Annotated in this window: 25 protein-coding genes; 13 read left to right on the forward strand and 12 right to left on the reverse strand. The window is 33.4% G+C overall.

Going from position 1 to position 26,682, the window contains the following annotated elements; all coding sequences use genetic code 11:
• Window positions 1-92 precede the first annotated feature (92 nt).
• The 4 genes from IRZ78_RS17225 to IRZ78_RS17240 all read left to right on the forward strand — a co-directional run bounded on the left by IRZ78_RS17225 (window position 93) and on the right by IRZ78_RS17240 (window position 4,371).
• Window positions 93-539: a hypothetical protein gene (locus tag IRZ78_RS17225; RefSeq protein WP_194617718.1), complete on the forward strand. Its 447-nt coding sequence runs from the start codon at window positions 93-95 to the stop codon at window positions 537-539.
• Window positions 540-542: 3 nt separating this feature from the next.
• Entirely contained in the window at window positions 543-1,304 is a 762-nt protein-coding gene (locus IRZ78_RS17230) for a histidine kinase (protein ID WP_194617719.1), read from the forward strand.
• Entirely contained in the window at window positions 1,267-1,986 is a 720-nt protein-coding gene (locus tag IRZ78_RS17235) for a response regulator transcription factor (protein ID WP_194617720.1), read from the forward strand. The genes IRZ78_RS17230 and IRZ78_RS17235 overlap by 38 nt, the downstream gene beginning before the upstream one ends.
• A gap of 114 nt (window positions 1,987-2,100) precedes the next feature.
• Window positions 2,101-4,371, forward strand: coding sequence for a cation:proton antiporter (locus tag IRZ78_RS17240; protein ID WP_194617721.1), 2,271 nt, complete (start codon window positions 2,101-2,103; stop codon window positions 4,369-4,371).
• A 436-nt stretch (window positions 4,372-4,807) separates the two neighbouring features.
• Here the strand turns inward: IRZ78_RS17240 and IRZ78_RS17245 are convergent, their stop codons facing one another.
• The 3 genes from IRZ78_RS17245 to pyrH form a co-directional block, all read right to left on the reverse strand.
• Window positions 4,808-7,300 (reverse strand): DUF5686 family protein, encoded by a 2,493-nt coding sequence (locus IRZ78_RS17245; protein ID WP_194617722.1) that lies wholly within the window; start codon window positions 7,298-7,300, stop codon window positions 4,808-4,810.
• Between the two features lie 117 nt (window positions 7,301-7,417).
• The gene (gene frr / locus IRZ78_RS17250; RefSeq protein WP_194617723.1) at window positions 7,418-7,981 is read right to left on the reverse strand and encodes a ribosome recycling factor; all 564 of its coding nucleotides are present in this window, start codon (window positions 7,979-7,981) and stop codon (window positions 7,418-7,420) included.
• A 153-nt stretch (window positions 7,982-8,134) separates the two neighbouring features.
• Window positions 8,135-8,842, reverse strand: a complete 708-nt coding sequence (gene pyrH / locus IRZ78_RS17255; protein WP_194617724.1) for a UMP kinase — start codon at window positions 8,840-8,842, stop codon at window positions 8,135-8,137.
• Window positions 8,843-9,031: 189 nt separating this feature from the next.
• Here pyrH and IRZ78_RS17260 point away from each other — a divergent pair, with 189 nt between their 5' ends.
• Window positions 9,032-9,649, forward strand: coding sequence for a thioredoxin family protein (locus IRZ78_RS17260; RefSeq protein WP_194617725.1), 618 nt, complete (start codon window positions 9,032-9,034; stop codon window positions 9,647-9,649).
• A 366-nt stretch (window positions 9,650-10,015) separates the two neighbouring features.
• On the opposite strand, the gene truB is transcribed toward IRZ78_RS17260, so the two are convergent.
• The 5 genes from truB to IRZ78_RS17285 all read right to left on the reverse strand — a co-directional run bounded on the left by truB (window position 10,016) and on the right by IRZ78_RS17285 (window position 13,546).
• Complete coding sequence (truB, locus tag IRZ78_RS17265) at window positions 10,016-10,711, reverse strand: tRNA pseudouridine(55) synthase TruB (protein WP_194617726.1); 696 nt, start codon at window positions 10,709-10,711, stop codon at window positions 10,016-10,018.
• Entirely contained in the window at window positions 10,711-11,508 is a 798-nt protein-coding gene (locus IRZ78_RS17270) for an undecaprenyl-diphosphate phosphatase (protein ID WP_194617727.1), read from the reverse strand. Before IRZ78_RS17270 ends, truB begins: the two co-directional genes overlap by 1 nt.
• Before the next feature lie 88 nt (window positions 11,509-11,596).
• The gene (locus IRZ78_RS17275) at window positions 11,597-11,854 is read right to left on the reverse strand and encodes a DUF3098 domain-containing protein (protein WP_194617728.1); all 258 of its coding nucleotides are present in this window, start codon (window positions 11,852-11,854) and stop codon (window positions 11,597-11,599) included.
• A gap of 77 nt (window positions 11,855-11,931) precedes the next feature.
• On the reverse strand, window positions 11,932-12,807 hold the full coding sequence (locus IRZ78_RS17280) for a permease-like cell division protein FtsX (RefSeq protein ID WP_194617729.1): 876 nt from the start codon (window positions 12,805-12,807) through the stop codon (window positions 11,932-11,934).
• Between the two features lie 466 nt (window positions 12,808-13,273).
• Window positions 13,274-13,546, reverse strand: coding sequence for a LysR family transcriptional regulator (locus IRZ78_RS17285; protein WP_228520516.1), 273 nt, complete (start codon window positions 13,544-13,546; stop codon window positions 13,274-13,276).
• A 297-nt stretch (window positions 13,547-13,843) separates the two neighbouring features.
• On the opposite strand from IRZ78_RS17285, the gene leuS reads away from it, so the two are divergent.
• From leuS to IRZ78_RS17305, 4 genes are all read left to right on the forward strand, one after another.
• Window positions 13,844-16,711, forward strand: coding sequence for a leucine--tRNA ligase (gene leuS, locus IRZ78_RS17290; RefSeq protein WP_194617730.1), 2,868 nt, complete (start codon window positions 13,844-13,846; stop codon window positions 16,709-16,711).
• 377 nt (window positions 16,712-17,088) lie between these two features.
• Entirely contained in the window at window positions 17,089-17,937 is an 849-nt protein-coding gene (locus IRZ78_RS17295; RefSeq protein WP_194617731.1) for an alpha/beta hydrolase, read from the forward strand.
• 3 nt (window positions 17,938-17,940) lie between these two features.
• The gene (locus IRZ78_RS17300) at window positions 17,941-18,414 is read left to right on the forward strand and encodes an RNA polymerase sigma factor (protein ID WP_194617732.1); all 474 of its coding nucleotides are present in this window, start codon (window positions 17,941-17,943) and stop codon (window positions 18,412-18,414) included.
• Window positions 18,401-18,994, forward strand: coding sequence for a hypothetical protein (locus IRZ78_RS17305; protein WP_194617733.1), 594 nt, complete (start codon window positions 18,401-18,403; stop codon window positions 18,992-18,994). Before IRZ78_RS17300 ends, IRZ78_RS17305 begins: the two co-directional genes overlap by 14 nt.
• 70 nt (window positions 18,995-19,064) lie before the next feature.
• Here IRZ78_RS17305 and IRZ78_RS17310 read toward each other — a convergent pair whose 3' ends face one another.
• A complete protein-coding gene (locus IRZ78_RS17310; protein WP_194617734.1) occupies window positions 19,065-19,463 on the reverse strand; it encodes an MmpS family transport accessory protein in 399 nt (132 codons plus the stop codon).
• A 167-nt stretch (window positions 19,464-19,630) separates the two neighbouring features.
• Here IRZ78_RS17310 and IRZ78_RS17315 point away from each other — a divergent pair, with 167 nt between their 5' ends.
• The 3 genes from IRZ78_RS17315 (at window position 19,631) to IRZ78_RS17325 (ending at window position 23,062) form a co-directional block, all read left to right on the forward strand.
• Window positions 19,631-21,643, forward strand: coding sequence for a sensor histidine kinase (locus IRZ78_RS17315; protein WP_194617735.1), 2,013 nt, complete (start codon window positions 19,631-19,633; stop codon window positions 21,641-21,643).
• A complete protein-coding gene (locus IRZ78_RS17320) occupies window positions 21,636-22,271 on the forward strand; it encodes a response regulator transcription factor (RefSeq protein ID WP_194617736.1) in 636 nt (211 codons plus the stop codon). The genes IRZ78_RS17315 and IRZ78_RS17320 overlap by 8 nt, the downstream gene beginning before the upstream one ends.
• Before the next feature lie 104 nt (window positions 22,272-22,375).
• Entirely contained in the window at window positions 22,376-23,062 is a 687-nt protein-coding gene (locus tag IRZ78_RS17325) for a zinc metallopeptidase (protein ID WP_194617737.1), read from the forward strand.
• Between the two features lie 401 nt (window positions 23,063-23,463).
• On the opposite strand, the gene IRZ78_RS17330 is transcribed toward IRZ78_RS17325, so the two are convergent.
• The 3 genes from IRZ78_RS17330 to IRZ78_RS17340 form a co-directional block, all read right to left on the reverse strand.
• Complete coding sequence (locus IRZ78_RS17330) at window positions 23,464-23,934, reverse strand: Lrp/AsnC ligand binding domain-containing protein (RefSeq protein ID WP_035681816.1); 471 nt, start codon at window positions 23,932-23,934, stop codon at window positions 23,464-23,466.
• A 452-nt stretch (window positions 23,935-24,386) separates the two neighbouring features.
• Entirely contained in the window at window positions 24,387-25,136 is a 750-nt protein-coding gene (locus IRZ78_RS17335; RefSeq protein WP_194617738.1) for a uroporphyrinogen-III synthase, read from the reverse strand.
• A 14-nt stretch (window positions 25,137-25,150) separates the two neighbouring features.
• Window positions 25,151-25,843 carry a DUF4271 domain-containing protein gene (locus IRZ78_RS17340; RefSeq protein ID WP_194617739.1) on the reverse strand — a complete coding sequence of 231 codons (693 nt, stop codon included), beginning with the start codon at window positions 25,841-25,843 and terminating at the stop codon, window positions 25,151-25,153.
• Window positions 25,844-25,949: 106 nt separating this feature from the next.
• Between IRZ78_RS17340 and IRZ78_RS17345 the strand changes: the two genes are divergently transcribed.
• Window positions 25,950-26,675, forward strand: coding sequence for a polyprenol monophosphomannose synthase (locus tag IRZ78_RS17345; RefSeq protein ID WP_194617740.1), 726 nt, complete (start codon window positions 25,950-25,952; stop codon window positions 26,673-26,675).
• Window positions 26,676-26,682: the final 7 nt, after the last annotated feature.

A 26,682-nucleotide genomic window follows, 5' to 3' on the forward strand; every position in this document is an offset into this window, starting at 1 on the left:
CTGATTCAAGTGGTTTACACTGATTGGTTTATTTTTAAATTCGTGAATTCGTGTTAAAAAAAATACAGGCAAAAATAACATTTATATAAATTATGGAATCGAAGGAAATTAAATTTACAACTATTGGATTGAGCTTATTAGTTTTTGCTATTTCGCTTACTGAAAATGCTTTGGTTGTAAATTATAATAATGAAATAAAAACAGCATCATCATTAGAATATCTTTTTATAGGATCAATAGCTTTTATGGGCGGAGGATTATTAGAAGAGATTATTTGGCTGGCGAATCCTTTATGTTTGCTTGCCATAATACTTTTGATTAAAAATAATGAAAAAGCAGTTCTGTGGAGTTTGATAGCATCTGGTTTGGCTATTTCATTTTCATTTTGGAATGAAATATTGGGTGCGGAAAGCGGTACGATGGCTAAGATTGTTTCTCTTGAATTGGGGTATTATCTTTGGTTAGCGAGTATCCTGATATTGACAATCGGGATTTTGATTCATTATAAAGTGTCACTAAAAACAACTTTACAAGCGTAACATATGCAGGAAAACAACACTATTACTTTTATATTTCTGGCGATACTTTTATTGCTTATCGTTATCATTTGTTTTTTGATGTATCAATTGATGCAGTTTAAAAAAGCAAAAGATGATGCTGAGAAAAGTTTCTATGCACTCGAAATGAAAGTAAACGATTTGCAGTTAGAAACTTTAGAATCAAAACTGAATCCGCATTTGTTTAAGAATATTTTGAATTCGATTCAGTCGCATGCGTACCAAACTTATTTTGCTTTAGATAAACTCGCTAATGTTTTAGATTATATTTTATACGAAAGCAAAAAGAAATTTGTCACCGCAAAAGAAGAAATTGATTTTGCCTTGAATTTAATCGAAATCAATAAAATCAAGATTAGTCCGCTTTTTGAATTGAAGATCAAAACCAACATCAATAAAGAAGATAAATTATACGATCAGCCATTATTGGCGCCGCTTATTTCTATTGATTTAATCGAAAATGCCTTTAAACACGCTGATTTGCAAAGTGCCGATGCTTTTATTTCGGTAGTTTTTGAGTTTAGAGATAATGCCTTTTTTATGACAGTTTCGAATAAAATCTCCGATAAAAAAGTATTAAAAAAAGAACGAAGCGGTTTTGGTCATGCAACTTTAGAACACCGATTGCGTATTATTTACAAAAACAACTTCAAACTCGATAAGTTTGTAGAAAACGATATTTATATTGCCCATCTTAAAATAGATTTACTTGAATACAAAACTGAAATGCTTGCTGCTGGACGATGAGTTACCGGGATTAACATACTTAAAAATGCTTTGCGAACAAATTCACGAAGTCGAAATTGTAAAAACGTATAATAATCCGGAGAAACTTCTTGCCGATATTCCGAATCTCGATTTTGATCTTTTAATATCAGATATCGAAATGCCCGGAATCGACGGTTTGCATCTGGCAGAAATGCTTGATAATAAATTAGTTATTTTTTGCACGGCTTATAAAGATTATGCTGCAGATGCTTTTAATATTGATGCAGTAGATTATATCACAAAACCTGTAAAACTGGAGCGTTTGCAAAAAGCGATCTCAAAAGCTTTTGAACGCTTTCATAAACCGGATGCGACTAAAAAGTTTATTCAACTCAATACAGACAAAGGAAAAACGTTATTGTATTTTAATCAGATTGTATACATAAAAACGGCCGTCAGTGATAGCCGCGATAAAACAGTTTTACTTGTTGATGGAAGTTTCCTGAATCTAAAAAATGTAAAATTTGATACACTGCTGCGCGAATTGTCTGATGCTGATTTTTGTCGCGTAAACAAAAAAGAAATTGTGGCGGTAAAAGCTATTAAATTTTTTAATCATAACGAAATTGTGCTGCATCATTTAGAAAAAAATGATAAAAACAGCACGATGATTTTAAGCGAAACCTATAAATCTGACTTCTTAAAAAAGGTGAAAATCTAACTTATTACAAAGTTTTTCCGACTTGTTACATACATTGAAAATTAGGTTTAAAATTGCTTTATCACTTAATTCTCAGTTCTGATATTTGCACCATTAAAATCAAAAAAACGAGTTATGAATAACATAAAAAACTCCTTGTTTTACGTTACTGTAATTGGCGGATTCACTGCCTTGATATATTGGGTAATTTCAAAAGGTGCTGCACTCGAAGTAGGTCGCGGAATCGTACACAAACAAATCGAAAGCAATCATTGGAATGATTTTCTCTATTCAATGATAGATAATTTAAAACATCCGTTGGCTATTTTATTGGCACAGATCGTTACGATTATCTTAGTAGCTCGTTTGTTTGGATGGGTTTTTAGAAAAATAGGGCAGCCATCTGTAATTGGCGAAATGATTGCAGGTATTGTTTTAGGACCATCTTTAGTAGGGATGTATTTTCCTGAATTCTCTGCAGCATTGTTTCCAAAAGAATCTTTAGGGAATTTACAATTTTTAAGTCAGATTGGTTTGATCCTTTTCATGTTCGTTATCGGGATGGAATTGGATCTGAAAGTATTAAAAAACAAAGCACATGATGCGGTGGTAATAAGTCACGCAAGTATTGTTATCCCGTTTGCCCTGGGCTTGTCATTAGCTTATTTTATCTACCATACTTTTGCTCCGGTTGGCGTTGAGTTTGCATCGTTTGGTTTGTTTATGGGGATTGCCATGAGTATCACAGCGTTTCCGGTATTGGCCAGAATCGTGCAGGAGCGAGGCATGCAAAAAACAAAACTCGGCACTATTGCCATCACTTGTGCTGCGGCAGATGATATTACGGCCTGGTGTATCTTGGCTGTTGTAATTGCGATCGTAAAAGCAGGTTCGTTTACAAGCTCTTTATATGTAATTGGTTTGGCTATTTTGTATGTAATTATCATGCTCAAAATAGTACGTCCGTTTTTGAAACGTGTTGGAGATTTAAATTCAACCCGCGAAAGTTTGAATAAACCTGTTGTTGCTATTTTCTTCTTAACTCTTTTATTCTCGGCTTATGCTGCTGAATTAATCGGAATTCACGCTTTATTTGGAGCTTTCTTAGCTGGAGCAATTATGCCTGAAAATAATAAATTCAGAAATATTTTTATCGAAAAAGTCGAAGATGTTGCCATTATTGTTTTATTGCCATTGTTCTTTGTGTTCACGGGTTTACGTACGCAAATAGGATTATTAAACGATCCGTACTTGTGGAAAGTTACAGCTGTAATTATTGCAGTTGCTGTAGCGGGTAAATTCTTAGGAAGTGCTTTTGCTGCAAAATTCGTAGGACAAAGCTGGAAAGACAGTTTGGCCATTGGAGCATTAATGAATACTCGTGGTTTAATGGAGCTTGTAGTTTTAAATATTGGTTATGATCTGGGCGTTTTATCTACAGAGATTTTTACCATGATGGTTATTATGGCTTTGGTAACGACTTTTATGACTGGTCCGGCACTGGATTTTATAGGATTTATTTTTAAAGATAAAGTCACCGCCGTTCCTCAGGAAATTGGAAATAAAAGCAAGTACAAGATTCTACTTTCGTTTGCAACTCCTGAAAGAGGTAAAAAGCTATTGAAGCTTGCTAATAGTTTAGTAAAAAAACAAGGCGATAATTCGATTGTAACGGCGATGCATTTATCATTAAGCACAGAAATACATTCGTTTGATGTAAAAGATCACGAACGTAAAATGTTAGTTCCTGTAATCGAAGAATCAGTACGTTTGAATCAGAATATGGTGAGCGTTTTTAAAGTAACAAATGATATTGATACTGATATTATAGATACGGCTAATCAAGGCGAATATGATTTATTATTAGTTGGTTTAGGACAATCTATTTTTGACGGAACTTTGCTTGGAAAGATTCTTGGTTTTACCACCAGAATCGTAAATCCGGATCGCTTGATTGATAAGTTTACAGGAAAAGAAGGTTTGTTCGAAAATTCTCCTTTTGATGAAAGAACACGTCATATTATTGCAAAAAGTAAAATGCCCGTTGGTATTTTTATCGATAAAGAACTAGAAGAAGTAAATCAGATCTTTATGCCAATTTTTAGTAAAGAAGATTCTTTCCTTATTGAATATGCGAAGAAACTAATCAATAATAACGGATCTCAAATCACGGTTCTGGATGCCAGCGGTGAAGTAAAAAATACCAGGGATATTCAGGAAACGATTCGGTCAATCGAACAAATTGCACCAAATCATATCATGATTATGCACGACAGAACGATCAAAAAAGAGTTTTTAGAAAATCAGAACCTTATGATTATTAGTTTAGACAGTTGGAAAAAACTAATAGAATCTCAAAGTACATGGTTGAATAATACGCCTTCGGTTTTGATTTTGAAACCATAAGGGTTTTAAATTCCAATAATTTTGAAAATTCCAAATTCCAATTTTTACGATTGAGGTTTGGGATTTTTTTTATGTTGTGGTTTTCTTTGCTGGCGTGACGATTAGTTTGTGGAAACTTTGTCAAAGTTGTTTGGTGGTAAAGCATTGTCATTTGCATTGCGGGATGGCAGGCGGATGACACGGATTCGCTAGCACGAAAACGCAGATTTTTACGGATTTTTTTGTTGCATTATTTTTTCTTATGAAAACAAGTGCACCAGCCCTGATAGAAGTGGAAATCCTTTTGTGCCGGTGTTCGGCACCAAAGATTGAAACGGATAGCAGGAAGTAGTTCGTGATTCTTCGATTTCGCCCAGAGTGACAAACGAAAAGTGATATTCTGAATTGGAATTTGGAATTTATTTCGAAGCTTAGAGGTTGGAATTTTTAAATTTTTTTACAACCCTAAGTCTAAAACATAAGAAATCTTAACGGCAATATTGTCCTCAAATTTTAATAACTGATTTGGTCCGTAGCGATAAAAACCGCCTAAACCAAAACCTTTGTAAATTTTGTTTAGTTCGATTCCGGATTCGAAGAAACCTTTGTCTAATGTTTTGTAGGTTGGACCAACGTGTTGTTGAGGATTTTCCATATTTCCCCAAGCCATTCTGGTAACTAAAACTAAAGATGGACGTACTTTTTTAAGGATTCTGATTCGGTCAAAACCATGTTTGATTTGGAAAAAGATGTATTGGCTCGAGAAAAACTCATTAAAATACATAGTTTCAAAACTGTTCCGGCCTGCAAAGGTAATACGCTGGATAACGGTTTCTTTGGTTAAATTATTTGGCATTGTGTTGTACAAATGTGTAAGAGGCACATCGCCTATTGCGTAACCTCCTTGTAAAAGCAAGCTTGTTTTTTGGCCGTTTAGGTAATTTTTTTCATACTCGGTTTTGAAATCTATTTTGCCAAAAGTAAAATCGTTTCCTAAAACGTCGGGTAATGTTTGTGTGTACTGAAAAGTAAATCTAGGGAATCTTTTCTCTGATTCATTTCGCCCGGTTGGTGTTTGCATAAAGTTGCTAAATGGCGCCCAAACGATCGAAACCATAGCTGTGGTCATAACGTAACTCGAATATAATTTCCCGTCATAATTAAACATATAATCAAATTGAGGCGCGACATAAGTTCGTGCTAATTCGAAAACAGCTTCGGTTTTTGGGATGATTTTAGACTGAACGTTGGCTTTCCAGGCGGTATATTGATAGAAAGTACTAATGTTGATGGGGCGAGGATCATAAATTTTAAAAACACGCTTATCAACAGCAAAAACAGTACTTGCAATTTCGCGAACATCATCTGTATAATATCCGTTTACCCAAGTGTTCGTGCTTTTGTCTAGTAAAACTCCGGCTCCTAAACTGTACTTAACTTCGCCATCTTTGGTTCCATAAGCAGAATATCCTTCGATTCGGAAATTTTTAGAAAAACGATCATTTGTGATGCCGCCAAGACCAAGTCGGAAACCTTCGTAATTGTTGTAACTAATGATCTTTTTCAGATCAAGATCAATTGGTCCGATAGGGATGTAGCCATTTATGATTTTTCGGCCAAAACCTAAGCGATTTTCGATTCTTTTCTTAATCGAAAGGCTATCTATCAATTGATATGTTTTTTGCCCTTTGAGATCTAAACTTTCTTTTCTGTATTCATTCCAGAATGCTTCGGGTTTTTTGTTAGCATCGTCTTTAATTTCGATATAAAGTGAAGGATCTTTTATTGGTGTTTTTGTATTGTAATGAATATCGAAATTATTACTTTCAGAAAGTAAATAAGTAAAGTCTGAAGCAGATTTTTTTCTTGGTTCGAAATTGTCTTCTACATCTCCGTCAAACTGAATGGTTCCGCCAAGAATTTTAATATCATCATCATTTTTTCCTTTTACGATTTTAAAAGTCGTATTGCTCTGAAACCATATTTTTTCACTTGGTACATAGTCGAATTCGTGAATGCCGCTAATATCGAGAACGCCTTTTATACGCATTACAGCTTTGGCAACGGCAAAATTTTCCTTATCGATATACAACACACCTTCTAATCCTGATGATTTTCTGTTTTGTTTGTTTTTAAAGTAAATCATGTAAGTCTCGCGAGCTTTTATATTTACCGTATCGAGTAATTTGTAGTTGTAACTTGAAGTTGCAGTATTCGAAATTGGGTTTTCGTATTTGGTTTCGAATAACTCGTATTTATTATCGTAAATCGATATGGATTGCAAATTGAAAGCAATAACTTCATAGATCGGGTTTTTGAATCCCGCCATTTTGGTTCCCAGAATGGTTTCTTTTAGCTTGTTATTTCCAAACTGATATTGAGAAACTTTTTCGGTTTGAAACAAATGCTGCTTGCTGATTATTTCTTTGAATTTATAATCTGATGAATCGACATTGATGCGTTTTTTATCGAAATCCTTATAAGCTGCAGTAGAATCGATTCTGCCATCGATAGAATCTGGATTGGCCGTTACGATAAGTTTATTGTAGCTTTTGTATTCGAAACTGTTCAGCTTTTTTTGTGGATTGTTTTTGTTCTTATTCGCAATTACTTTTCTTATTATGCTTAACGCCGGATTTTCATTCGAAATTATCACTTCTTTTAAATCATCGGTTTTTTGAGAAAGCCAAACAGAATGATATCTTTTTTCTGTAATGGCAACAATTTTGGTTTGAAAACCAATGTAAGAAACCGAAAAACTAGTTGCTTTTTCAGAAGGTGTAAAAATAAACTTTCCATCAACATCGGTAATCGTATTGATGTTGTCCGGAGTTGTTATGGTTGCAAAAGGAAGCGGTTTGTTGTTAGAGTCCGTTACAATTCCGTTTAGTTGAAATTGCGCCTGAATAGTAAGCGTGAAAAACAAAGTCAATAAACAAAATAGCTTCATAGAGAATATTATAGTTTCAAAACGGACAAAATTGGATTTTGGTATGCAAAAATAACAATAAAAAAAATCCGTTTAGTAGAATTTAACTAAACGGATTTTTATTTTATGATATTACAATTATACCTTCATGATTTCGGCTTCTTTTGCAGCCAATAATTCATCGATTTTTTTGATATAAGTGTTGGTCAGATTCTGAACTTGCTCTTCGGCAGATTTACAAACGTCTTCAGAAGTTCCTTCTTTTTCTAATTTTTTAATATCTGTATTTGCATCTTTACGCACATTACGCACACCAATTTTGGCATCTTCAGCTTCAGATTTTGCTTGTTTGGCTAAATCTCTACGACGCTCTTCTGTCAATGGCGGAACGCTGATAATGATAACATCACCATTGTTCATTGGGTTAAAACCAATATTAGCAACCATGATCGCTTTCTCGATCGTTTGCAACATGTTTTTTTCGAAAGGTTGCAAAGTAATTGTTCTCGCATCGGGAACGCTAATTTTTGCTACTTGCGAAAGTGGTGTTGCTGATCCGTAATAATCTACAAAAACACTTCCTAGCATTGCTGGAGATGCTTTTCCTGCACGAATGTTAAGAAATTCTTTCTCTAAATGCGCAATCGAACCATTCATTGATTCTTCAGTACTATCTAATATAAATTCTATTTCTTCAGTCATTTTTTTAGATTTTTAGATTTTTAGACGATTGGATTTTTAGATTTTTAAAAATGCCAGAATCTAATTTACTAACTAATATAGTTTTTTGTTTTTTTTAATATTATTCGATTATTGAAATTTAGAGAAATCTAATGATCTAATAATCTAAGTAGTCTAAACGTTAACTACAGTTCCTATGTTTTCGCCTTCACAGATTTTTAATAAATTTCCAATTTTGTTCATATCAAAAACAACGATTGGTAATTTGTTTTCCTGACTTAATGTAAAAGCTGTTGTATCCATCACGTTTAATCCTTTTTTAAGGACATCATCAAACGAAATCATATCAAATTTCACAGCTGATGCATTTTTTTCAGGATCAGAATCGTAAACACCATCAACACGGGTTCCTTTTAAGATCACATCAGCATTGATTTCGATACCTCTTAAAACCGCTGCGGTATCAGTTGTAAAATAAGGATTTCCGGTTCCGGCACCAAAAATTACAATTCTTCCTTTTTCAAGGTGACGATCTGCTCTTCTTTTAATATATGGTTCTGCAATAGATTCCATTTTTAAAGCAGTTTGTAAACGCGTTTTCATTCCTTTGTCTTCAAGAGCGCCTTGTAATGCCATTCCGTTGATCACGGTAGCGAGCATTCCCATATAATCGCCTTGTACTCTATCCATACCAGCACTTGCACCTGCAACGCCTCTAAAAATATTTCCTCCTCCAATAACAATAGCAATTTCTACTCCTTTACTGTGAATTTGCTTAATTTCTTCAGCATATTCGGCTAATCTTTTAGGGTCAATACCGTATTGTAAATCACCCATCAAGGCTTCGCCGCTCAGTTTTAGAAGAATTCTTTTATATTTCATGTGTTGTTGCGTTAATTTGTGCAAATATAGACATATTCTTATTTTTAAAAATAATGTTTTAAAAAAATTAATAGTTCTTTTGTTTTTAAATTTATAAGGAATTTTCAGGATTTTTTTGAATGTGATAAAAGTCATTCTTTGGGTCTTCCTGAAATTTGTAATTTTATCCAATTCAAAAAGTAAATAAACATGAAAAATATTATCGCTAAAGCATTATTTAAAAGTCATTCCTATCCTGAATATCGCAAATTGGTTGCTGATTTATTAGTAGACGGACAATCAACCGGTAGCGAACAATCTGAAAGTTTAACTAATTATAGTAAGCTGAACGATGCCAGAATGAGTCGATTAGATAAAACGATAAAACTTACAGATGAAATTGTTTTTAAATTAGAAAACCTGGATCATGGATATATTTGGCTTGTAATTTCTGAAGGCTGGTGCGGTGACGCTGCTCAAATACTTCCTATTATTAATAAAATGGCTTTGGCATCGAATAAAAAAATCGATCTTAGAATTGTACTGCGCGATGAAAACGAGGAATTAATGAGCCAATATCTTACAAATGGCGGAAAAGCAATTCCGAAAGTGATTGTAATTTGTAAAGAAGCAGGAATTGTTCGTGCTGATTGGGGACCGCGACCAAAAGGAGCATCTGAATTAATAACGAATTATAAAAAGGAATTTGGTGTACTGGATGAAAAAATAAAAACAGATTTGCAATTATGGTATCTGGCAGATAAAGGTGTTTCGGTTCAGGAAGAACTCATGCAAATTATACAAGATATCAAATATAATCGTTTGTAGTTTTGTTTAGTTAAGATATTAAAAAGGGATTTTGTTTTTTAAATTGTTGAGGTTTAATTTAATAGACCTTAAAAGTTTATTAAAATGTTTTTTTTGATTTAAAAAAAATGTAACTTAGTAACATCATCCCACTTCTATTATTTACTTTCTGATTTACTCTTTTTATTGGTGTTTATTTAATGTTTAACAATTAAAAAATGCACTATTATGAAAAAGTTATTCGAAAGATTTTATGATTTTATTTCAGGTGTATTGTTTGGAGGGAAAAATGTTTGCAATTATTAACTCCAAAAAATACCTTATGAAATAGAATTACTTTAGGAGTTGGCACATTGCAATTTTTTAATTAGTAATGTGCTTTCTGTTTTATTCTAAGTTAAGGCTTTCCTCAAATAAAGTAACATCGATCGCATTTTTTACGTCATAATCACCAATTTTGGTTCTGCGTAAAACGGTTAAATGTGATCCTGAATTCATAGCTTTTCCAAAATCATATGCTATAGATCGAATGTAGGTTCCTTTGCTGCAAACGATTCTAAAATCGATTTCAGGCAAAGCAACTCTGGTAATCTCAAATTCGTTAATAGTAGTTTTTCTGCTGGCAATTTCTATAGTTTCACCGGCACGTGCGTGTTCATATAAACGAACGCCATCTTTTTTAATAGCCGAAAAAATAGGTGGTTTTTGATCGATTTCTCCTAAAAACTGTTTTACGGTTTCATGAATCAAAGCTTCATCGATATGTGAGGTTGGAAATGTTTCGTCGATTTCGGTTTCAAGATCATACGATGGAGTAGTGGCTCCTATATAAAAAGTTCCTGTGTATTCTTTTGCCTGCCCCTGTAATTCGGTAATTCTTTTAGTGAATTTTCCGGTGCAAATCAACAATAAGCCTGTTGCCAAAGGATCTAATGTTCCGGCATGGCCAATTTTGAACTTTCTGGGAAGTCCAACTTTATTGATCAAAAGGTATTTTAATTTATTGACAGCTTGAAACGAACTCCATTTTAAAGGTTTGTCTATCAATAAAACTTGTCCGTTTAAATAATCTTCAGGTGTCATTATATAATGGTAAGAGGATGAATGAAAAAGTGAATCAGTAATAAAACGATTCCGGCGATTATTCTATAATAGCCAAAAACTTTAAAGCCATTTTTAGTCAAAAAGCCTATGAAAGTTTTAATGGCTAAAAGCGCCACAATAAAAGCAACTACATTACCAATAACTAATAAATTAACCTGATCCTGAGATAATTCGAATCCTGCTTTGTAATAATCGTAACATTTTTTTGCTGTTGCACCCAACATCGTTGGTACAGCCAAAAAGAATGAGAATTCAGCAGCTGTTGTTCTGGATAATTTTTGAGACATACCACCAACAATACTGGCTCCGCTTCGTGAAACTCCCGGAATCATAGCCAAACATTGAAACATTCCGATTTTGAAAGCTTGCAAATATGTGATTTCTTGTGAAGTCTCGGCAGTATTTGGGTTGTTGAACCATTCGTCGACTTTTAATAAAATTAGTCCTCCTATTAAAAGTGAAACAGCAACGGTAACGGGATTTTCTAATAAACCATCAATAAAATCACTTAGCAATAATCCTAAAACTACGGCCGGAATAAACGCAACCAAAAGTTTAAAATAAAAATCAAGTGTTTGAAAGAAACGTTTGAAATATAAAACAACCACAGAAAGTATAGCACCAAGCTGAATAACAATGGTAAAAAGTTTAGTAAAATCTTCGTGGGCAATTCCAAAAAAGGAAGAGGCAATAATCATGTGGCCAGTTGAAGAAACAGGTAAAAATTCTGTTATTCCTTCAATTATGGCAAGAACAATAGCTTGTAATGTATCCATTGAGAATTTTAGATTTCAGATTTCAGATTTCAGATTTGTCACCCTGAACTAAGTCAAAGCCTTACAATTAGAAATCTACAGAATCTATTTATTTTGATTTTTTAAAAATAGAATAAACAGTAATTCCAAAACCAATTAAAACAGTTGTTGGAGCTAAACGAATACGTCTAAAATTAAAAACATCTTCATTAAATATATTAGGATCTTTACTTCCTCCGCCAGACATTAAGATAAAGCCTAATGCGATAACTCCAATTCCAATTAATAAGATTTTGTAGTTAATACCTTCAAAAAGGAATTCTTGTTTTTGTGGCTGTTGTGGTTCTGTATTGTTATTGTTTTTCATTTTTATTTTTTTGTCAGCCTGAGCGAAGTCGAAGGCTATTTTTTACTGTACACTAAAAAACCGGGACTGAATACTTTTTAGTAAAGATCGTCTGTTCTTAAATTAAGGAAACGTTGAGTTGCAAAATGTGTGCTTACCCAGGTTATTAAAACTCCTAGTCCGAAAACGCCTAATAACACCAATCCTATTAGTACTTTATCTTCTAAAATTCCTAAGCCAGGGAAATTGGTTTCTACATAAAATAAAACTCCAATTAAGGCAATTATAGCTAATCCTGCGCCTAACATTCCTAATTTTACACTACGCGTTACAAATGGTTTACGAATAAACGATTTTGTTGCGCCCACCATTTGCATGGTTTTAATAATAAATCGATTAGAATGTATCGATAAACGTAAGGAACTGTTGATTAATAAAACGGCAATTACGGCAAGGAAACCGCTAATAATCAAAATCCACATACTTACTTTTTTGATGTTGTCGTTTACCAGATTTACCAATTGTTTATCGTAAACAATATCTTCGATCATAGTGTTTTTACGCAATTTACTTTCGATTTGCACGATGCTGTCTCTCTCAACATAATCAGCTTTTAAGTGAATGTCGTAGGAGTTTAATAAAGGATTTTCTCCTAAAAAAGTAAGGAAATCTTCTCCAATAATATCAGTATGTTCTTTTGCTGCTTTGTCTTTGGTAACATAAACATAAGATCTTGCGAAAGGAGCTCTTTTCAATTCAGTATCGAATGCTTTTATCACACTATCATTAGCTTCATTTTTAAAGAAAACCGTCATGGCAATTTTTTCTTTAAAATCATTGGCCAGTTTTTTAGAATTGATAATGAATAATCCCAGTACTCCTAAAAGGAATAAAACCAGAAATACACTTAGTACAACCGAAAAATAAGAGGAAATTAACCTGCGCTTTTGAAATTTATCAAAGTTAGAACTCATAGTTTGCTTAAATTATGTGGTAAAAATAATAAAGAATTTCTTTATTTGAAGTTAATAACGATCAAAGTTTTGACTTTAGTACCATAAATGTACAATTAGATGTTGAATAAAAAGTTTATTTAACTGCAAAGTGCGCAAAGCTTTATTTTTTTTGGTCTCGCAAAGAACGAATTATTTTCCTGAACGACGGGAAGCTGTAATGGCAATTTCGTTCAACTCTTCTTTTTTTGATGCTATCCTGGTTTGTTTTTGAATTTTCTACTTGAAAAAACAATTAAAGCTGATTAAAAACAGAAAAAGATAAAATTGAATTTTCATGATTTGGGTTATTATTCAGTGTGTTTAAAAATGAATACTGAAGTATTTAAAAGAATATTTTTCGCTGCAATTTTTATAAATAAATAATTTAGGGTTTTAGAATTTTAGGTTTAGGGTTTCTTTGTGGGTAAAATCCTTCAATTCGTTTTTAGATTTCATAAAATACGGTTTTTGCTTTTTCTGCGGCAGGAGTTAATCTTGCGCCGCCGCCACCTTTTCTGCCAAAAAGTTTTTCTACCAACGGACTTTCTGCCCGTTGATTCATTTCTTCAACCAATTGCCACGCCTGACGATAGGCCATTTTCATTTCTTTAGCGGCGTTGGTTATAGATCCGGTTTTTCGAATATTTTCTAATAACCAGATTTTTCCAATTCCTAAAAAAAGGACCTTCGGCTTCTTCAATCCAAAGTCGTACTTCAATAGTGTATTTTTTATTATTTTCCATTTTTGCACTTTAAAAAACATCTTTAAAAATAGACTATTTTCAGTAAAATGATTCTCCTAATTCGAAAAGTGTTTAAAAAAAACCATTTTCTTCTCTAAATATCAGTGCAAATTTGAGTATTTGTGGGTTTTGAAATAATGATCTTTATCACATTTTTTAATCTAAAAAAATTACTTTGGTACAATCCACAATAAACGTAAATTTGCAAACTTATTATACAATATACTAAAACTTAGCAACTCAGTTACTCAGTAACTCAGCAACTCAAAGAAATGAAATACAATCCAAACGAAATCGAAGAAAAATGGCAGAAATATTGGGCTGAAAACCAAACTTTTGCTGCATCAAACAATTCTGAAAAACCAAAGCATTATGTGCTGGACATGTTTCCTTACCCATCTGGGGCAGGATTACACGTAGGGCATCCGCTGGGTTATATTGCTTCAGATGTTTATTCTCGTTTCAAAAGACATCAGGGTTTCAATGTTTTGCACCCAATGGGTTATGACAGTTTTGGTTTGCCGGCGGAACAATATGCGATACAAACAGGACAACGTCCGGAAGATACAACGCGCGTAAATATCGACGGTGGAGTAGATAAGGAAGGAAAACAAATTGCAGGATATAGAAAACAATTGGATAAAATTGGTTTTTCGTTTGACTGGAGTCGAGAAGTGCGTACATCAAATCCTGATTATTATAAACATACACAATGGATTTTTATCCAATTGTTCAATTCGTGGTATTGCAGAAAACAAGGAAAAGCATTTGATATTTCAGAGCTTGTAAAAGTTTTTGAAGAAGAAGGAAATGTTTTGGTCGAGGCAGTTTGCGATGACAATGTTGCGATTTTCACAAGAGAAGATTGGAATTCATATTCTGACGATCAGAAAGAAAAAATCCTTTTGCAATACAGAATGACCTATTTGGCTGAAACCGAAGTAAACTGGTGTCCTGGTTTAGGAACTGTTTTGGCAAATGACGAAATTGTAAACGGAGTTTCAGAGCGTGGAGGATATCCGGTTATTCGTAAAAAAATGACTCAATGGAGCATGCGAATTTCTGCTTATGCAGAACGTTTGTTGCAAGGTTTAAATGATATTGACTGGAGCGAATCGATAAAAGAATCGCAAAGAAACTGGATCGGAAAATCGGTTGGTGCTTTGGTTACTTTTAATGTAAAAGATCATAACGAAGTTATCGAAGTATTCACAACTCGTCCTGATACTATTTTTGGAGTTACTTTTATGACTTTAGCGCCAGAACATGATTTGGTAGCTAAAATCACAACTACGGAACAAAAAGCAGTAGTTGAGGCTTATATCGAAAAAACAGCAAAACGTTCAGAGCGTGAGCGTATGGCTGATGTAAAAACCATTTCGGGAGTATTTACCGGCGCTTATGCGGAACATCCTTTTACAAAAGAACCAATTCCGGTTTGGATTGGGGATTACGTTTTAGCAGGTTACGGAACAGGTGCTGTAATGGCGGTTCCTTGCGGAGACGAAAGAGATTATGCTTTTGCGAATTTCTTTAAAGGTCAAAACGGAATGCAGGAAATCAAGAATATCTTCGCAAATGTTGATATTTCTGAAGCAGCTTACGGATCTAAAGACAATGTTGAAATCGCTAATTCTGATTTCTTAAACGGATTAAATTATAAAGCAGCAACTCAAAAAGCAATTACCGAATTAGAAAAAATAGGACAAGGCAAAGGAAAAACAAATTACCGTTTGCGTGATGCTGTTTTCTCTCGTCAGCGTTATTGGGGAGAACCTTTCCCGGTGTGTTATGTAAATGGTTTGCCAAAGATGATCGATGCGCAGCATTTGCCAATTATTTTGCCTGAAGTAGAGAAATATTTACCAACCGAAGATGGTTTGCCTCCGTTAGGAAACGCAGCAGTTTGGGCTTGGGATACAACAAATAATAAAGTTGTCAATACTGATTTAGTAGATCATGCAACTATTTTTCCATTAGAATTGAACACTATGCCAGGTTGGGCAGGAAGTTCATGGTATTGGATGCGTTATATGGATGCGCATAACGAAACTGAATTTGCAAGCAAAGAAGCTTTGGGGTATTGGGAAAGCGTAGATTTATATATTGGAGGAAGCGAACACGCGACCGGACATTTATTGTATTCTCGTTTCTGGAATAAATTCTTAAAAGACAAAGGTTTTGCGCCAACCGAAGAACCATTCAAAAAACTGATCAATCAGGGAATGATTTTGGGAACAACGGCTTATGTTTACAGGTTAGAAGGAACAAATACATTTGTATCTAAAAATAAAATTGAAGGCCAGAATGTTCAGCCAATTCGTGTTGATGTTCATTTCGTAAATTCTTCTGATGAATTGAATCTAGAAAAGTTCAAAGCATGGAGAGAAGATTTTAATACTGCCGAATTTATTTTGGATGAAAACGGAAAATATATTGTGGGTCGTGAAGTCGAAAAAATGTCGAAATCATATTATAACGTAGTTACTCCGGATGATATTTGTAATGAATATGGTGCTGATACATTACGTTTGTACGAAATGTTCTTAGGGCCATTAGAACAAGCAAAGCCTTGGAATACTGCCGGAATTTCGGGAGTATTTGGATTCCTTAAAAAATTATGGAGATTGTATTTTGATGAGAATAATGGTTTAATCGTAAACAACGACGAACCAACCAAAGACAACTTAAAATCATTACATAAAACCATCAAAAAAGTAGCAGAAGATATCGAGAGTTTCTCTTTTAATACTTCGGTTTCTCAATTTATGATTTGTGTGAATGAATTGTCTACTCAAAATTGTCATTCCAGAGCAATCTTAGAACCATTAGCGATTTTGGTTTCGCCGTATGCACCGCATATCGCTGAAGAGTTATGGTCACAATTAGGACATACAACTTCTATTGCAACAGTTGATTTTCCGGTTTTTGAAGCCAAACATTTAGTAGAGACTAATAAGGAATATCCAGTTTCTTTCAACGGAAAAATGCGTTTCACTATCGAATTACCTTTGGATTTAACCAAAGAACAAATCGAAGAAATCATCATGAAAGATGAAAGAACATTACGTCAGTTAGATGGTAAAACACCAAATAAGGTGATTATTGTTCCCGGGAAGATTATTAACCTTGTGGGGTAAATAAATAAATTCCATTTTTTAAAATTCCAAATTCCAGTTTTATGATTGGGATTTGGAATTTTTTTTTGCACATAGTTTTTTTTTTGCTACGAATTACACGAATTAAATTCGTGGTAAAACTTCACCATGCTTCAATTGGAGTCTGAAATTTTTAAATTGGAATTTCCTTCCTTATAATTGGGGTTTGGAATTTTTTTTTGCCCATAATTTTTCCGACACGAATTCACGAATTTACAGAAATTAAATTCGCGAAAATTCGTGGCAAAAATTCGCCCTACTTCAATTGGAATTTTTTTTTGTAAAAAATCTGTAACATTTTAAAACTTCTCGTATCCAAAAGGCGAATTAAATCATTTAACAACTTAAAACTATTAAAAATGAAAAAGTATATCATCTTAATTATCGCCCTATTGTTTTCAGCATTATGTTTAAATGTATTTGCACAAGCAAAACAATATCCGTTTGAGGTTCTTAAAACCGGAAAAGGAAAACAAGCTATGATATTTATTCCCGGGTTTGCTTCTTCAGGAGATGTCTGGAATGAAACCAAAACAACTTTCGAAAAAGATTTTACCTGTTATACTTTTACAATGGCTGGTTTTGCAGGGGTAAAGCCCCAGCCAAATCCTTCGTTTAAAAATTGGGAAGATGAAATTGCTCATTATATAAAAGCAAATAAAATAGAAAAACCAATTGTTGTTGGTCATAGTATGGGCGGAGGATTGGCTCTTGCAATCGCCGCAGATTATCCGGAATTAATCAGTAAAATTGTTGTGGTGGATGGATTGCCTTGTTTAGCTGCATTGATGGATCCTTCTTTTACATCAAAAGAAAATAATGATTGTTCTGCTATGGTGACTCAAATGACAGGAATGTCAGATAATCAGTTTTATGATATGCAGAAAAAAACAATGCCAATACTTCTTGAAGATACTTCGAAACTGAAAATGGTAGTAGATTGGAGCGTAAAATCAGATCGAAAGACTTTTGCCGAAATGTATTGTGATTTTTATAATACCGATTTAAGAGATAAAATTGCAGCTATAAAATGTCCGTCATTAATTTTACTGGAATCTTATTTTGTAAATTTAAAACCTGCAATTGAGGGGCAATATAAAAACTTGAAAACAGCTAATTTTCAATATGCCAATAAAGGTTTACACTTTATAATGTATGATGATAAAGCGTGGTATTTAACTCAGATCAGCAATTTTATAAAATCGTAGTAAATGGAATTTGAGACTATTTATAAAACATATTGGGAGAGGATCTTCAGGCTTTGTATGGGGTTTGTAAACAATTATGATATTGCGCAGGATTTGGCACAGGAAACTTTCATTATTGTTTGGCAGCAGCTGGAAACTTTTCGAAATGAATCCGGTATAGGAACCTGGATTTTTAGAATCGCATCTAATAATTGTTTAAGGCAGATTGAAAAAGAGAGACGTTTCCTGAAATCGGATTTGCCCAATCATCTTACGGAGGAAAAACAGGCTTCAATAGAACCTCAAATCCAGTTTTTGTACAAATGTATTGCAGAATTAGCGGAAACAGACCGTATCATTATTTCGCTGGAATTAGAAGATGTAAAGCAAGCAGAAATAGCCAAAATTGTGGGACTTTCCGAAGCAAATGTGAGAGTTAAAATTTACAGGATAAAAGAAAAACTGACTCAAAAATTTAAAGAAAATGGACAACAATAATATAGACTTTAAAGATTTATGGAAAAAACAAACCGTAAATCAGTACAATATCGAAGATTTGTTACTGAGATTAAAACAGTTTAAAAGATCAAGTTTAAGATCTTTGTGGAGAACTAATATCTTACTTGCAGCAACAACTGCTTTTGTAATTTTTGTATGGTACCATTATCAGCCCGAATTTATTTCGACCAAAATTGGAATCATTTTAGTGATTTTGGCCATGGTAATGTATGTGGGTGTTTATAACAGATTGTTGGGGACTTATAAAAATATCGATTCGACACAAACCAATCAGGAATATTTACAGCAGTTAATTTCGATTAGAAAAAAACAACAATGCATGCAATCGACCATTTTGAGTTTGTATTTTGTACTACTTGGAGTGGGAATTGGTTTGTATATGTATGAATACACAGTGAGGATGACTGCTTTTTGGGCAATTTTCACCTATGGAATTACATTGCTTTGGATTGCATTGAACTGGTTTTACATTCGTCCGAAACAAATTAAAAAACAGCAAACTAAAATTAATGGACTAATTGAGAAGTTTGAAGTGATCAACAATCAATTTGCGGAATAAAAAAGAAGCTCTGCAATAATGCAGAGCTTCTTTTTTCCAAAATTAAAATAAAAATTCTACTCCTAAAAAATTATAGGGGAAAAACGTAAGGCACAAGAGTTACTACAATGATTCCGTCACTGTTTGCTTTTGCGGTAGATTCTTTTACTACTTTACCGCCAACATAAATTTTGGCAGTTAAAGTTTGATCTTTAAGGCCACCATGACCACTTGCGCTAGCTGTTACACCATTAACATCTGCATCAACGGTAATCTCTTTAGTCCAAGGCAATTTGGTAACGTCCTCATTTAACGGATTTCCGCCTTTGTCAAAATAAATTGTACTAAGTTCTCCGGTAAAATTTCCGGTTAGCTCATATTTTACATCTCTAGAAACTGGTTGTGAGTCATTATCGTCATCGCTGCTGCAAGATCCTACTGTAAAAGCCAGAGTTAATACAATCGCTAAAGTTTTAAAAATTGATTTCATACTATTTTTTTTAATAATTAACATTTCGTTAAAACAAAATTAGGCACTTATTCAAGAGGTGGCAATACCTGATAAAATGCATTTTGCATTACCTGATATCAGGTAAAAGTGGTGGAATTCCTTTTCAAACATTTTTTTATTTGATATTTTTGAATAAATACCACTTTATGAAGAAAATCTACTTATTAATATTATCCCTTTTTTTATCTGTCGTTTCGCATTCCCAGGTAATTCTTTCTCTTGATGATGATTCGGTTTATATAGACAGTATTGCTAAAATCACTAAAAATACAAAGTCAGATAGTGTTAAATGTTTGTATAGCTTTAAGTTGTCTAAACTATATTTGATGGTTCAGGATGCTAAAAAATCAAAAGAATATTTAGAGCAGGCCAATAAACTAAAAAGCAAATTTCCGTTTTTAAACGATGCGGGAGTATTTTACAATTCCTATAGTTTTTTAGAAAAAGGAGATGTTGATGGTTTCGAAAAAGCACTGCTTGAAGGAAACAACAAACTAAAAAAGTATTACAATACCGAAGCATTTCGACTCAGGGCAATTATCCTGCAGAATTACGGTATCATGCAGCAACGAAAGAATAATGAAAAGCTTTATATGAAACTGCTGATTAATGAAGCCATTCCTGCTGCCAAAAAAAGTCGTGATTATGAGCTTATAAGTGGTTTGTATAAAGCGGTTGCAATTATTTTTATGAATAATAACGAGCGTGAAAAAGCAAGCGAATATTTAAGCGAGGCCCTGAAATATATCGAAAGGGCGATTAAAAAATCGCCAACACTTGCAGAGTCAAGAATGGAAACTTATATCATAAATGCCGAAAACCTAATAGAACTAAAGCATTTTTATGACGCCAAAAAAATACTTGATAAGGCATTTTTGACTTTAAAAAACTTTCCTGAATCAAACTTAAACGATTCCTATTTTTATGCTGAAGGATTGTATTATGCGAAACAAAATAAAAATACAATTGCTTTAGAAAGTTACGAGAAAGGAATAAAGTCTGCCGAAAAACATCAGAATGCAATTGCGGTAAACCGATTAAAATTTGCTGAGTATGAAGTGCTTTTTAAGTTGAGGAATTATGAAAAAGCAAAAAAGAATTTAGAATACCTTTTAAAGAATACTCCTTTTGTTATAGATAAAAAGAATTATTACAACGAATTGGCCAAGGTATACAATGCTACAAAAGAGTATGACAAAGCTTATTATTATTCTAATAAACACAATGCAGTAAACGATAGTTTAAACAATACTAAGTTTAAAAGTGAAATTGTAGAACTTGAAGCAAAATACAAAAAAGCCGAAAGCGAGAAAAAAATAACGATGCTGCAATCGCTAAATGATAAAGCCGCCTTAATGGTGTACAGCAACCGTTTGAATTCACTCCTTTTTGCAGGTTTGTCTTTTCTGTTACTTGTGATTGTCTTGTTTTTGTGGATTTTTAATAAAAACCAAAAGAAATTAAGCATTCAAAAAGAAATCAACCTTAAGCAAGAACTGTCTGCTTTTGAAAATCGTCATAAACTTTCGGTTTCTAAAGCCTTGATTCAGGGAGAAGAAATGGAACGCAGAAGAATCGCCAGAGATCTGCATGATGGTCTGGGAAGTATGCTTTCGAGTGTAAAAATTCATTTAAATCTGGCAAAAAAAGAAAATGCTGAAACTGTAAACGGAGTAGATGCCCTGCTTGATAATTCGATAAAAGAGCTTCGAAACATATCACAGAATCTAATGCCCGAAAGTTTGCTGGAGCTAAGTTTAGAACATGCTTTAAGAGATTTATGCGCTGCAAATTCAAATGCTGTTACCAAAGTTGAATTTCAGTATTTGATAAAAAAATCAAGGCTTCCTAAAAATTCCGAAATCATGATTTACAGGATTATTCAGGAGTTATTAAATAATGCCTTAAAATATGCAAAGGCCAGTCAGGTTTTGGTTTCGTGCTCTCAAAATAAAGATGTGTTTTTTATTACGGTTGAAGATAATGGGGTTGGTTTTGATGTTTTCGACCCAAAAAATAAAAACGGAATGGGATTGAAAAACATCAAAAACCGTGTGGAATTCCTAAACGGAAAATTAGAAATTGACAGTAAACCTAATCAGGGAACATCGGCATATATTGAATTAAATGTAATCAACGAAAATCAGGAAAATGAGTAAAAAATATAAAATGGTGGTGGTTGATGATCATCCTATTGTAATTTCGGGTATTTCAGGACTTTTATCTGATTTAGAAAATGTTGAAATTATCGAAAAAATGCAGTCCGGAGTTGCGCTTCTTGATTATATGGAGTGCAACGAAGTAGATTTGGTTTTATTGGATATTTTTCTTCCAGTGATAACGGGTATCGATTTGTGTAAAGCTATTAAACAGAAATTTCCGCAGGTAGTTGTTATTGGAATGAGCAGCCAGTCTGAACGAAGTTTAGTGATGCAATTTATTCAGAATGGAGGAAATGGTTATATTTTGAAAAGTGCTTCATTTGACGAATTTAAAAACTGTATCAATAAAGCAATTGAGGGTGAAATTGTTTTTAGCGATGAGGTTAAAATAATTGTAAGTCAGCCATTATCTGAAGATCTGGATACTATTCCGAGTTTAAGCCGAAGAGAAAAGGATATCGCTATTTTACTTTCAAAAGGAAAACAAACCCAGGAAATTGCCGATGAACTTTTTTTGAGCTTTTTAACGGTACAGACCCACAGACGAAATATCCTTCAGAAATACAAAACCAAAAATGTCGCAGAATTAATAACACTACTGTTGAAAAACAATCTTTTAGATTGAAAAAAATGTCCTGTAAAATGCCAAAATGACATTTTTTTAAATTGGTTCAGAAATTGCAGTTTCTTTTGTAACTTTAGTAATCAATCAAATAAAAGTAAAAAAATATGGGAAGTGGATATTTAATTATTGCAGGAGCAATTATGTTGCTCAGCTGGTTAGTGAGTTCAAAACTCAAAAGTAAGTTTGAATTATATTCGAAAATACAGTTAAGAAACGGAATGAGTGGTGCGGAAATTGCCGAAAAAATGTTGGCTGATAACGGAATTACTGATGTTAGAGTAATCTCGACTCCGGGACAATTAACAGATCATTATAATCCTTCAGATAAAACAGTAAATTTAAGCGAAGCAGTTTACAATCATCGTAATGCGGCTGCAGCTGCTGTTGCGGCGCACGAATGCGGCCATGCTGTGCAGCATTCTATAGGTTATGAATGGCTGACTTTACGCTCTAAACTGGTGCCAATTGTAAGTATTGCCTCAAATTATGTACAATGGATTTTGCTGGCCGGAATTTTAATGATCAGGACTTTTCCGCAATTACTACTGGTAGGAATCGTGATTTTTGCTGCAACAACATTGTTTACCATTATAACTTTGCCTGTAGAATACGATGCGAGTAACAGAGCGCTTGCCTGGTTGGAAAATAAACACATGCTGACACAAGAAGAACAGGCAGGAGCAAAAGATGCTTTAAAATGGGCTGCAAGAACTTATGTTGTAGCGGCTATAGGATCTATTGCAACGCTGCTGTACTATATCTCGATTTATTCCGGAAGCAGGAGGAATTAAAAATGAGATAATGTGTCAATTTGATAATTAGACGATTTATAGAAAATCCGATTAGTTTTAACGCTAATCGGGTTTTTTTATGAATTGCTGAAACTTAAAGAGATAAATAGGAAAACCCAAATTCCGGATATAATATAAATGGAGTTTAAGTATTGTTTGTTCTCTGATTTATAATATTTGTAATAAAGAATTGAAGAATAAATTATACTCACCGGAATTGAAAGTAAAAATAATAAAAAGCCTGCACCCGTCGTGCATACGCCACTCGGACTTGTTTTTTCTCCTATGAATGCTATTACAAAGTAAAATATAAAAAATAGAATGGTTTTAATCTCAGGTCTAATATTCGTCATAAAGATTTTAAAAAATTATCTAATTATCAAATTGACACATTATCTCATTTACAATTGTATCTGCCTATCGATCTGCTGATCCAGCGATATAAACGTTTCAGTTCTTGAAACACCTTCTATGGCTTGAATTTTAGTGTTTAAAAGCTGCATCAAATGTTCGTTGTCGCGACAAATGATTTTGATTAATACAGACCAGTTTCCTGTGGTATAATGACACTCGAGAACTTCGGGGATTTTTTTGAGATCTTTTACAGCTTCGGAGTTTCGGGAAGCTTTGTCCAGATAAACACCAACAAACGCCATAGTGTTATATCCTAAAACTTTAGGGTTTACGGTAAATTTCGAACCTGAAATAACGCCCGATTGTTCCAGTTTTTTTAAACGCTGATGAATCGCAGCTCCTGAAATGCCTATTTTATTGGCGATTTGCAAAATAGGTTTTCTGGCATCATCCATTAAGTAACGAAGGATTTCTTTGTCGATACCATCAATTTCGATTAAAAGGGAGTTGATTTTCATGAGAGTTGTAATTTGAAACTAATTTTAGTTATTTGGTTTTAGTTAGAAATCAAATTTAGGAATAAAACTTTAAAATATTTAAAAAATAAAGGTTTGAATTATTTTTCTCAGCGTTGAGTTTTTTTTTTTTTTTTACCATTAAGGATTAAGGAAGTAAAGAGAAGTTCTTAAAATGTGAAATTTAAATAAAGACCGAAAGGAACTTTGACAAATGGCTACGTTCAAAGTTATTATGCGCATTTTTGTCATCACGAACGAGGGATCTCCGCGGATAGCTCGACAAAGATAGGTAACTTACTTTACGTAGTTTCTTGCGGAGATCCCTCGTTCGTGGATGACAATGATTGTGTTTAGATACTTAAAATCCAAAGTGATTTAAAAAGAAAAAATTCCAAATCCCAGCATTAAAGTTGGAATTTGGAATTTTAAAAATTGAATATTTTAAAGAAGGATTATTTTCCTTTATTTGCTTCTGCGATGTATTTTTCTAAAGCCATGGTCATAGAAGGAGTTTCAGGAGTTGGAGCAAGAATATCTATTCTTAAACCATGATCAAGAGCTTCTTTTTGAGTTGTGCTTCCAAAAACAGCGATTCTGGTCTCGTTTTGCTTAAAGTCCGGGAAGTTTTTAAATAATGATTTAATTCCGGTTGGACTGAAAAATGCCAAAACATCATAATAAACATCTGCAAGATCAGATAAGTCGCTCATTACTGTTTTATAAAAAACAGCTTGTGCCCAGTCTACTTTTAGATTGTTTAACGTTATAGGAGCATCAGCATTCAATTGATCGGATGCTGGTAACAAGAACTTTTCGTCTTTGTACTTTTTGATAAGAGGTGATAAGTCTGCAAAATCTTTTGCTCCAACGTAAATCTTACGTTTTCTATACACAACATACTTTTGCAGGTAAAATGCAACAGCTTCAGATTGGCAGAAATATTTCAATCCTTCAGGAACTTTATAACGCATTTCATCTGCTACTCTAAAAAAGTGATCCACCGCATTACGGCTTGTCAAAATTATAGCAGTATAATGATTAAGATCGATTTTTTGTAATCGGATCTCTTTTGCATTAACCCCTTCCACATGAATAAATGGTCTGAAATCAATTTTTATTTTGTGTTTTTGTTGGAGCTCAAAGTAAGGAGAATTTTCCACTTTAGGTTCAGGCTGTGACACCAAAATTGTTTTCACTTTCATATTGTAAACTTTTTCTAAGCACTTACTTTTGTAATCCAATAATAGAGAAAATAATAAGGTGCTATTTCAAGAGCGCAAAGATATAAAATAAAATAAAATAACTTGCTGATTATTACGTTTTGATACGTTTTTATTGAAATAAAATATGAGTAGAGGCTGATACATAGCGAAATACCTATGATTGCCAGTGGTATAATTTTAGGAATATTGTCATAATAAAACAAAATAGCATTAATAGGAAGCACCAAAACGCCAATATAAGTTCTGTAAGTAACTTTTTGTAAGTTAAAAAGGTCGGCAAACTCCTCGATGTTGAATGAAGTTGCAACAATTTTTTCGATTAAAAACTTCGCCAGAATAAAATAAAGTAAAAATGTAGCGATCTGAATAAACAGTATCCAGTCGGTTTTTAAAATGCTATAAGTTCCCGTTTTGGTATCTTCTGAAAAAATATGCATCGTCAACTGAATGAAAAATGCATACGAAATAACCTGAACGAAAAACAAACCAACGGTAAAACTACTCTTCAGGTGGTTGTTGTCGCGATAGATCTTCGCGTATTTGTCTGAGAAAATAAGCTTGCTGAATTCGCTAAATCTAGTTTCATAAGCTGATTTAGTCATAGCAACAACAGCAAAGGTTAACACAAATAAAAGTGTCGCCCAGTCTTTGTTTTCGATAATTCGAGGGTGAAGTTGTTCAATCATAACGACACAAAATTAGTAATTTTTTGTCTCAATACTTTTATTATATATTTATTATGAATCAAATGCTATAAAAAGTTTACTTTTGCGAGGAAATTTACGCAGAAAAATGAATGATTGTATTGTCATAATCCCCACTTACAACGAAATCGAAAATATTGAAAGTATAGTTAGAGCTGTACTCTCACAACACAAACCCTTTCATCTTTTGATTATTGATGATAATTCGCCCGATTTTACGGCCAATAAGGTAATTGCGTTGCAGGAAGAATTTCCTGACAGGCTGTTTTTAGAAAAAAGATCCAAAAAATCAGGTTTAGGAACTGCTTATGTTCACGGTTTCAAATGGGCTTTAGAGCGCAAATACAACTACATTTTTGAGATGGACGCTGATTTTTCTCACAACCCCAATGATCTTGAAAAATTATTTGATGCTTGCCATTTTGGCGGAGCAGATCTAGCTATTGGTTCTCGTTATGTAACAGGCGTAAATGTGGTAAACTGGCCATTGAGCCGTGTTTTAATGTCTTATTTTGCTTCTGTTTACGTGAAGTTTATTACCGGAATGAAAATTCATGATGCCACAGCAGGTTTTGTTTGTTACAAAAGAGAAGTTTTGGAAAAAATCAATCTTAACAAAATAAAATTTGTGGGTTATGCTTTTCAGATCGAAATGAAATACAGAACCTATTGTGCTAAATTTGAAATTACTGAGGTTCCTATTATCTTTACAGACAGAACAAAAGGAGTTTCGAAAATGAGCAATGCCATTATCAAAGAAGCTATTCTTGGTGTAATTTCACTAAGATTAAAAAAATTATTCAATACCTTATAATACCACA

The organism is Flavobacterium sp. CSZ (genome assembly GCF_015350725.1).
In the GTDB taxonomy this organism is placed as follows: Bacteria; Bacteroidota; Bacteroidia; order Flavobacteriales; family Flavobacteriaceae; genus Flavobacterium.

Bases quoted from the DNA above. Each gene is read 5' to 3' on its own strand.
- IRZ78_RS17325 (WP_194617737.1), top strand. From the start codon at position 22,376: ATGGGAAGTGGATATTTAATTATTGCAGGAGCAATTATGTTGCTCAGC.
- IRZ78_RS17225 (WP_194617718.1), top strand. From the start codon at position 93: ATGGAATCGAAGGAAATTAAATTTACAACTATTGGATTGAGCTTATTA.
- IRZ78_RS17275 (WP_194617728.1), bottom strand. From the start codon at position 11,854: ATGAAAAACAATAACAATACAGAACCACAACAGCCACAAAAACAAGAA.
- IRZ78_RS17340 (WP_194617739.1), bottom strand. From the start codon at position 25,843: ATGATTGAACAACTTCACCCTCGAATTATCGAAAACAAAGACTGGGCG.
- IRZ78_RS17245 (WP_194617722.1), bottom strand. From the start codon at position 7,300: ATGAAGCTATTTTGTTTATTGACTTTGTTTTTCACGCTTACTATTCAG.
- IRZ78_RS17315 (WP_194617735.1), top strand. From the start codon at position 19,631: ATGAAGAAAATCTACTTATTAATATTATCCCTTTTTTTATCTGTCGTT.
- truB (WP_194617726.1), bottom strand. From the start codon at position 10,711: ATGACACCTGAAGATTATTTAAACGGACAAGTTTTATTGATAGACAAA.
- IRZ78_RS17305 (WP_194617733.1), top strand. From the start codon at position 18,401: ATGGACAACAATAATATAGACTTTAAAGATTTATGGAAAAAACAAACC.
- pyrH (WP_194617724.1), bottom strand. From the start codon at position 8,842: ATGAAATATAAAAGAATTCTTCTAAAACTGAGCGGCGAAGCCTTGATG.
- IRZ78_RS17260 (WP_194617725.1), top strand. From the start codon at position 9,032: ATGAAAAATATTATCGCTAAAGCATTATTTAAAAGTCATTCCTATCCT.
- IRZ78_RS17310 (WP_194617734.1), bottom strand. From the start codon at position 19,463: ATGAAATCAATTTTTAAAACTTTAGCGATTGTATTAACTCTGGCTTTT.
- IRZ78_RS17300 (WP_194617732.1), top strand. From the start codon at position 17,941: ATGGAATTTGAGACTATTTATAAAACATATTGGGAGAGGATCTTCAGG.
- IRZ78_RS17330 (WP_035681816.1), bottom strand. From the start codon at position 23,934: ATGAAAATCAACTCCCTTTTAATCGAAATTGATGGTATCGACAAAGAA.
- IRZ78_RS17240 (WP_194617721.1), top strand. From the start codon at position 2,101: ATGAATAACATAAAAAACTCCTTGTTTTACGTTACTGTAATTGGCGGA.
- leuS (WP_194617730.1), top strand. From the start codon at position 13,844: ATGAAATACAATCCAAACGAAATCGAAGAAAAATGGCAGAAATATTGG.
- IRZ78_RS17270 (WP_194617727.1), bottom strand. From the start codon at position 11,508: ATGGATACATTACAAGCTATTGTTCTTGCCATAATTGAAGGAATAACA.
- IRZ78_RS17345 (WP_194617740.1), top strand. From the start codon at position 25,950: ATGAATGATTGTATTGTCATAATCCCCACTTACAACGAAATCGAAAAT.
- IRZ78_RS17230 (WP_194617719.1), top strand. From the start codon at position 543: ATGCAGGAAAACAACACTATTACTTTTATATTTCTGGCGATACTTTTA.
- IRZ78_RS17280 (WP_194617729.1), bottom strand. From the start codon at position 12,807: ATGAGTTCTAACTTTGATAAATTTCAAAAGCGCAGGTTAATTTCCTCT.
- IRZ78_RS17295 (WP_194617731.1), top strand. From the start codon at position 17,089: ATGAAAAAGTATATCATCTTAATTATCGCCCTATTGTTTTCAGCATTA.
- IRZ78_RS17320 (WP_194617736.1), top strand. From the start codon at position 21,636: ATGAGTAAAAAATATAAAATGGTGGTGGTTGATGATCATCCTATTGTA.
- frr (WP_194617723.1), bottom strand. From the start codon at position 7,981: ATGACTGAAGAAATAGAATTTATATTAGATAGTACTGAAGAATCAATG.
- IRZ78_RS17335 (WP_194617738.1), bottom strand. From the start codon at position 25,136: ATGAAAGTGAAAACAATTTTGGTGTCACAGCCTGAACCTAAAGTGGAA.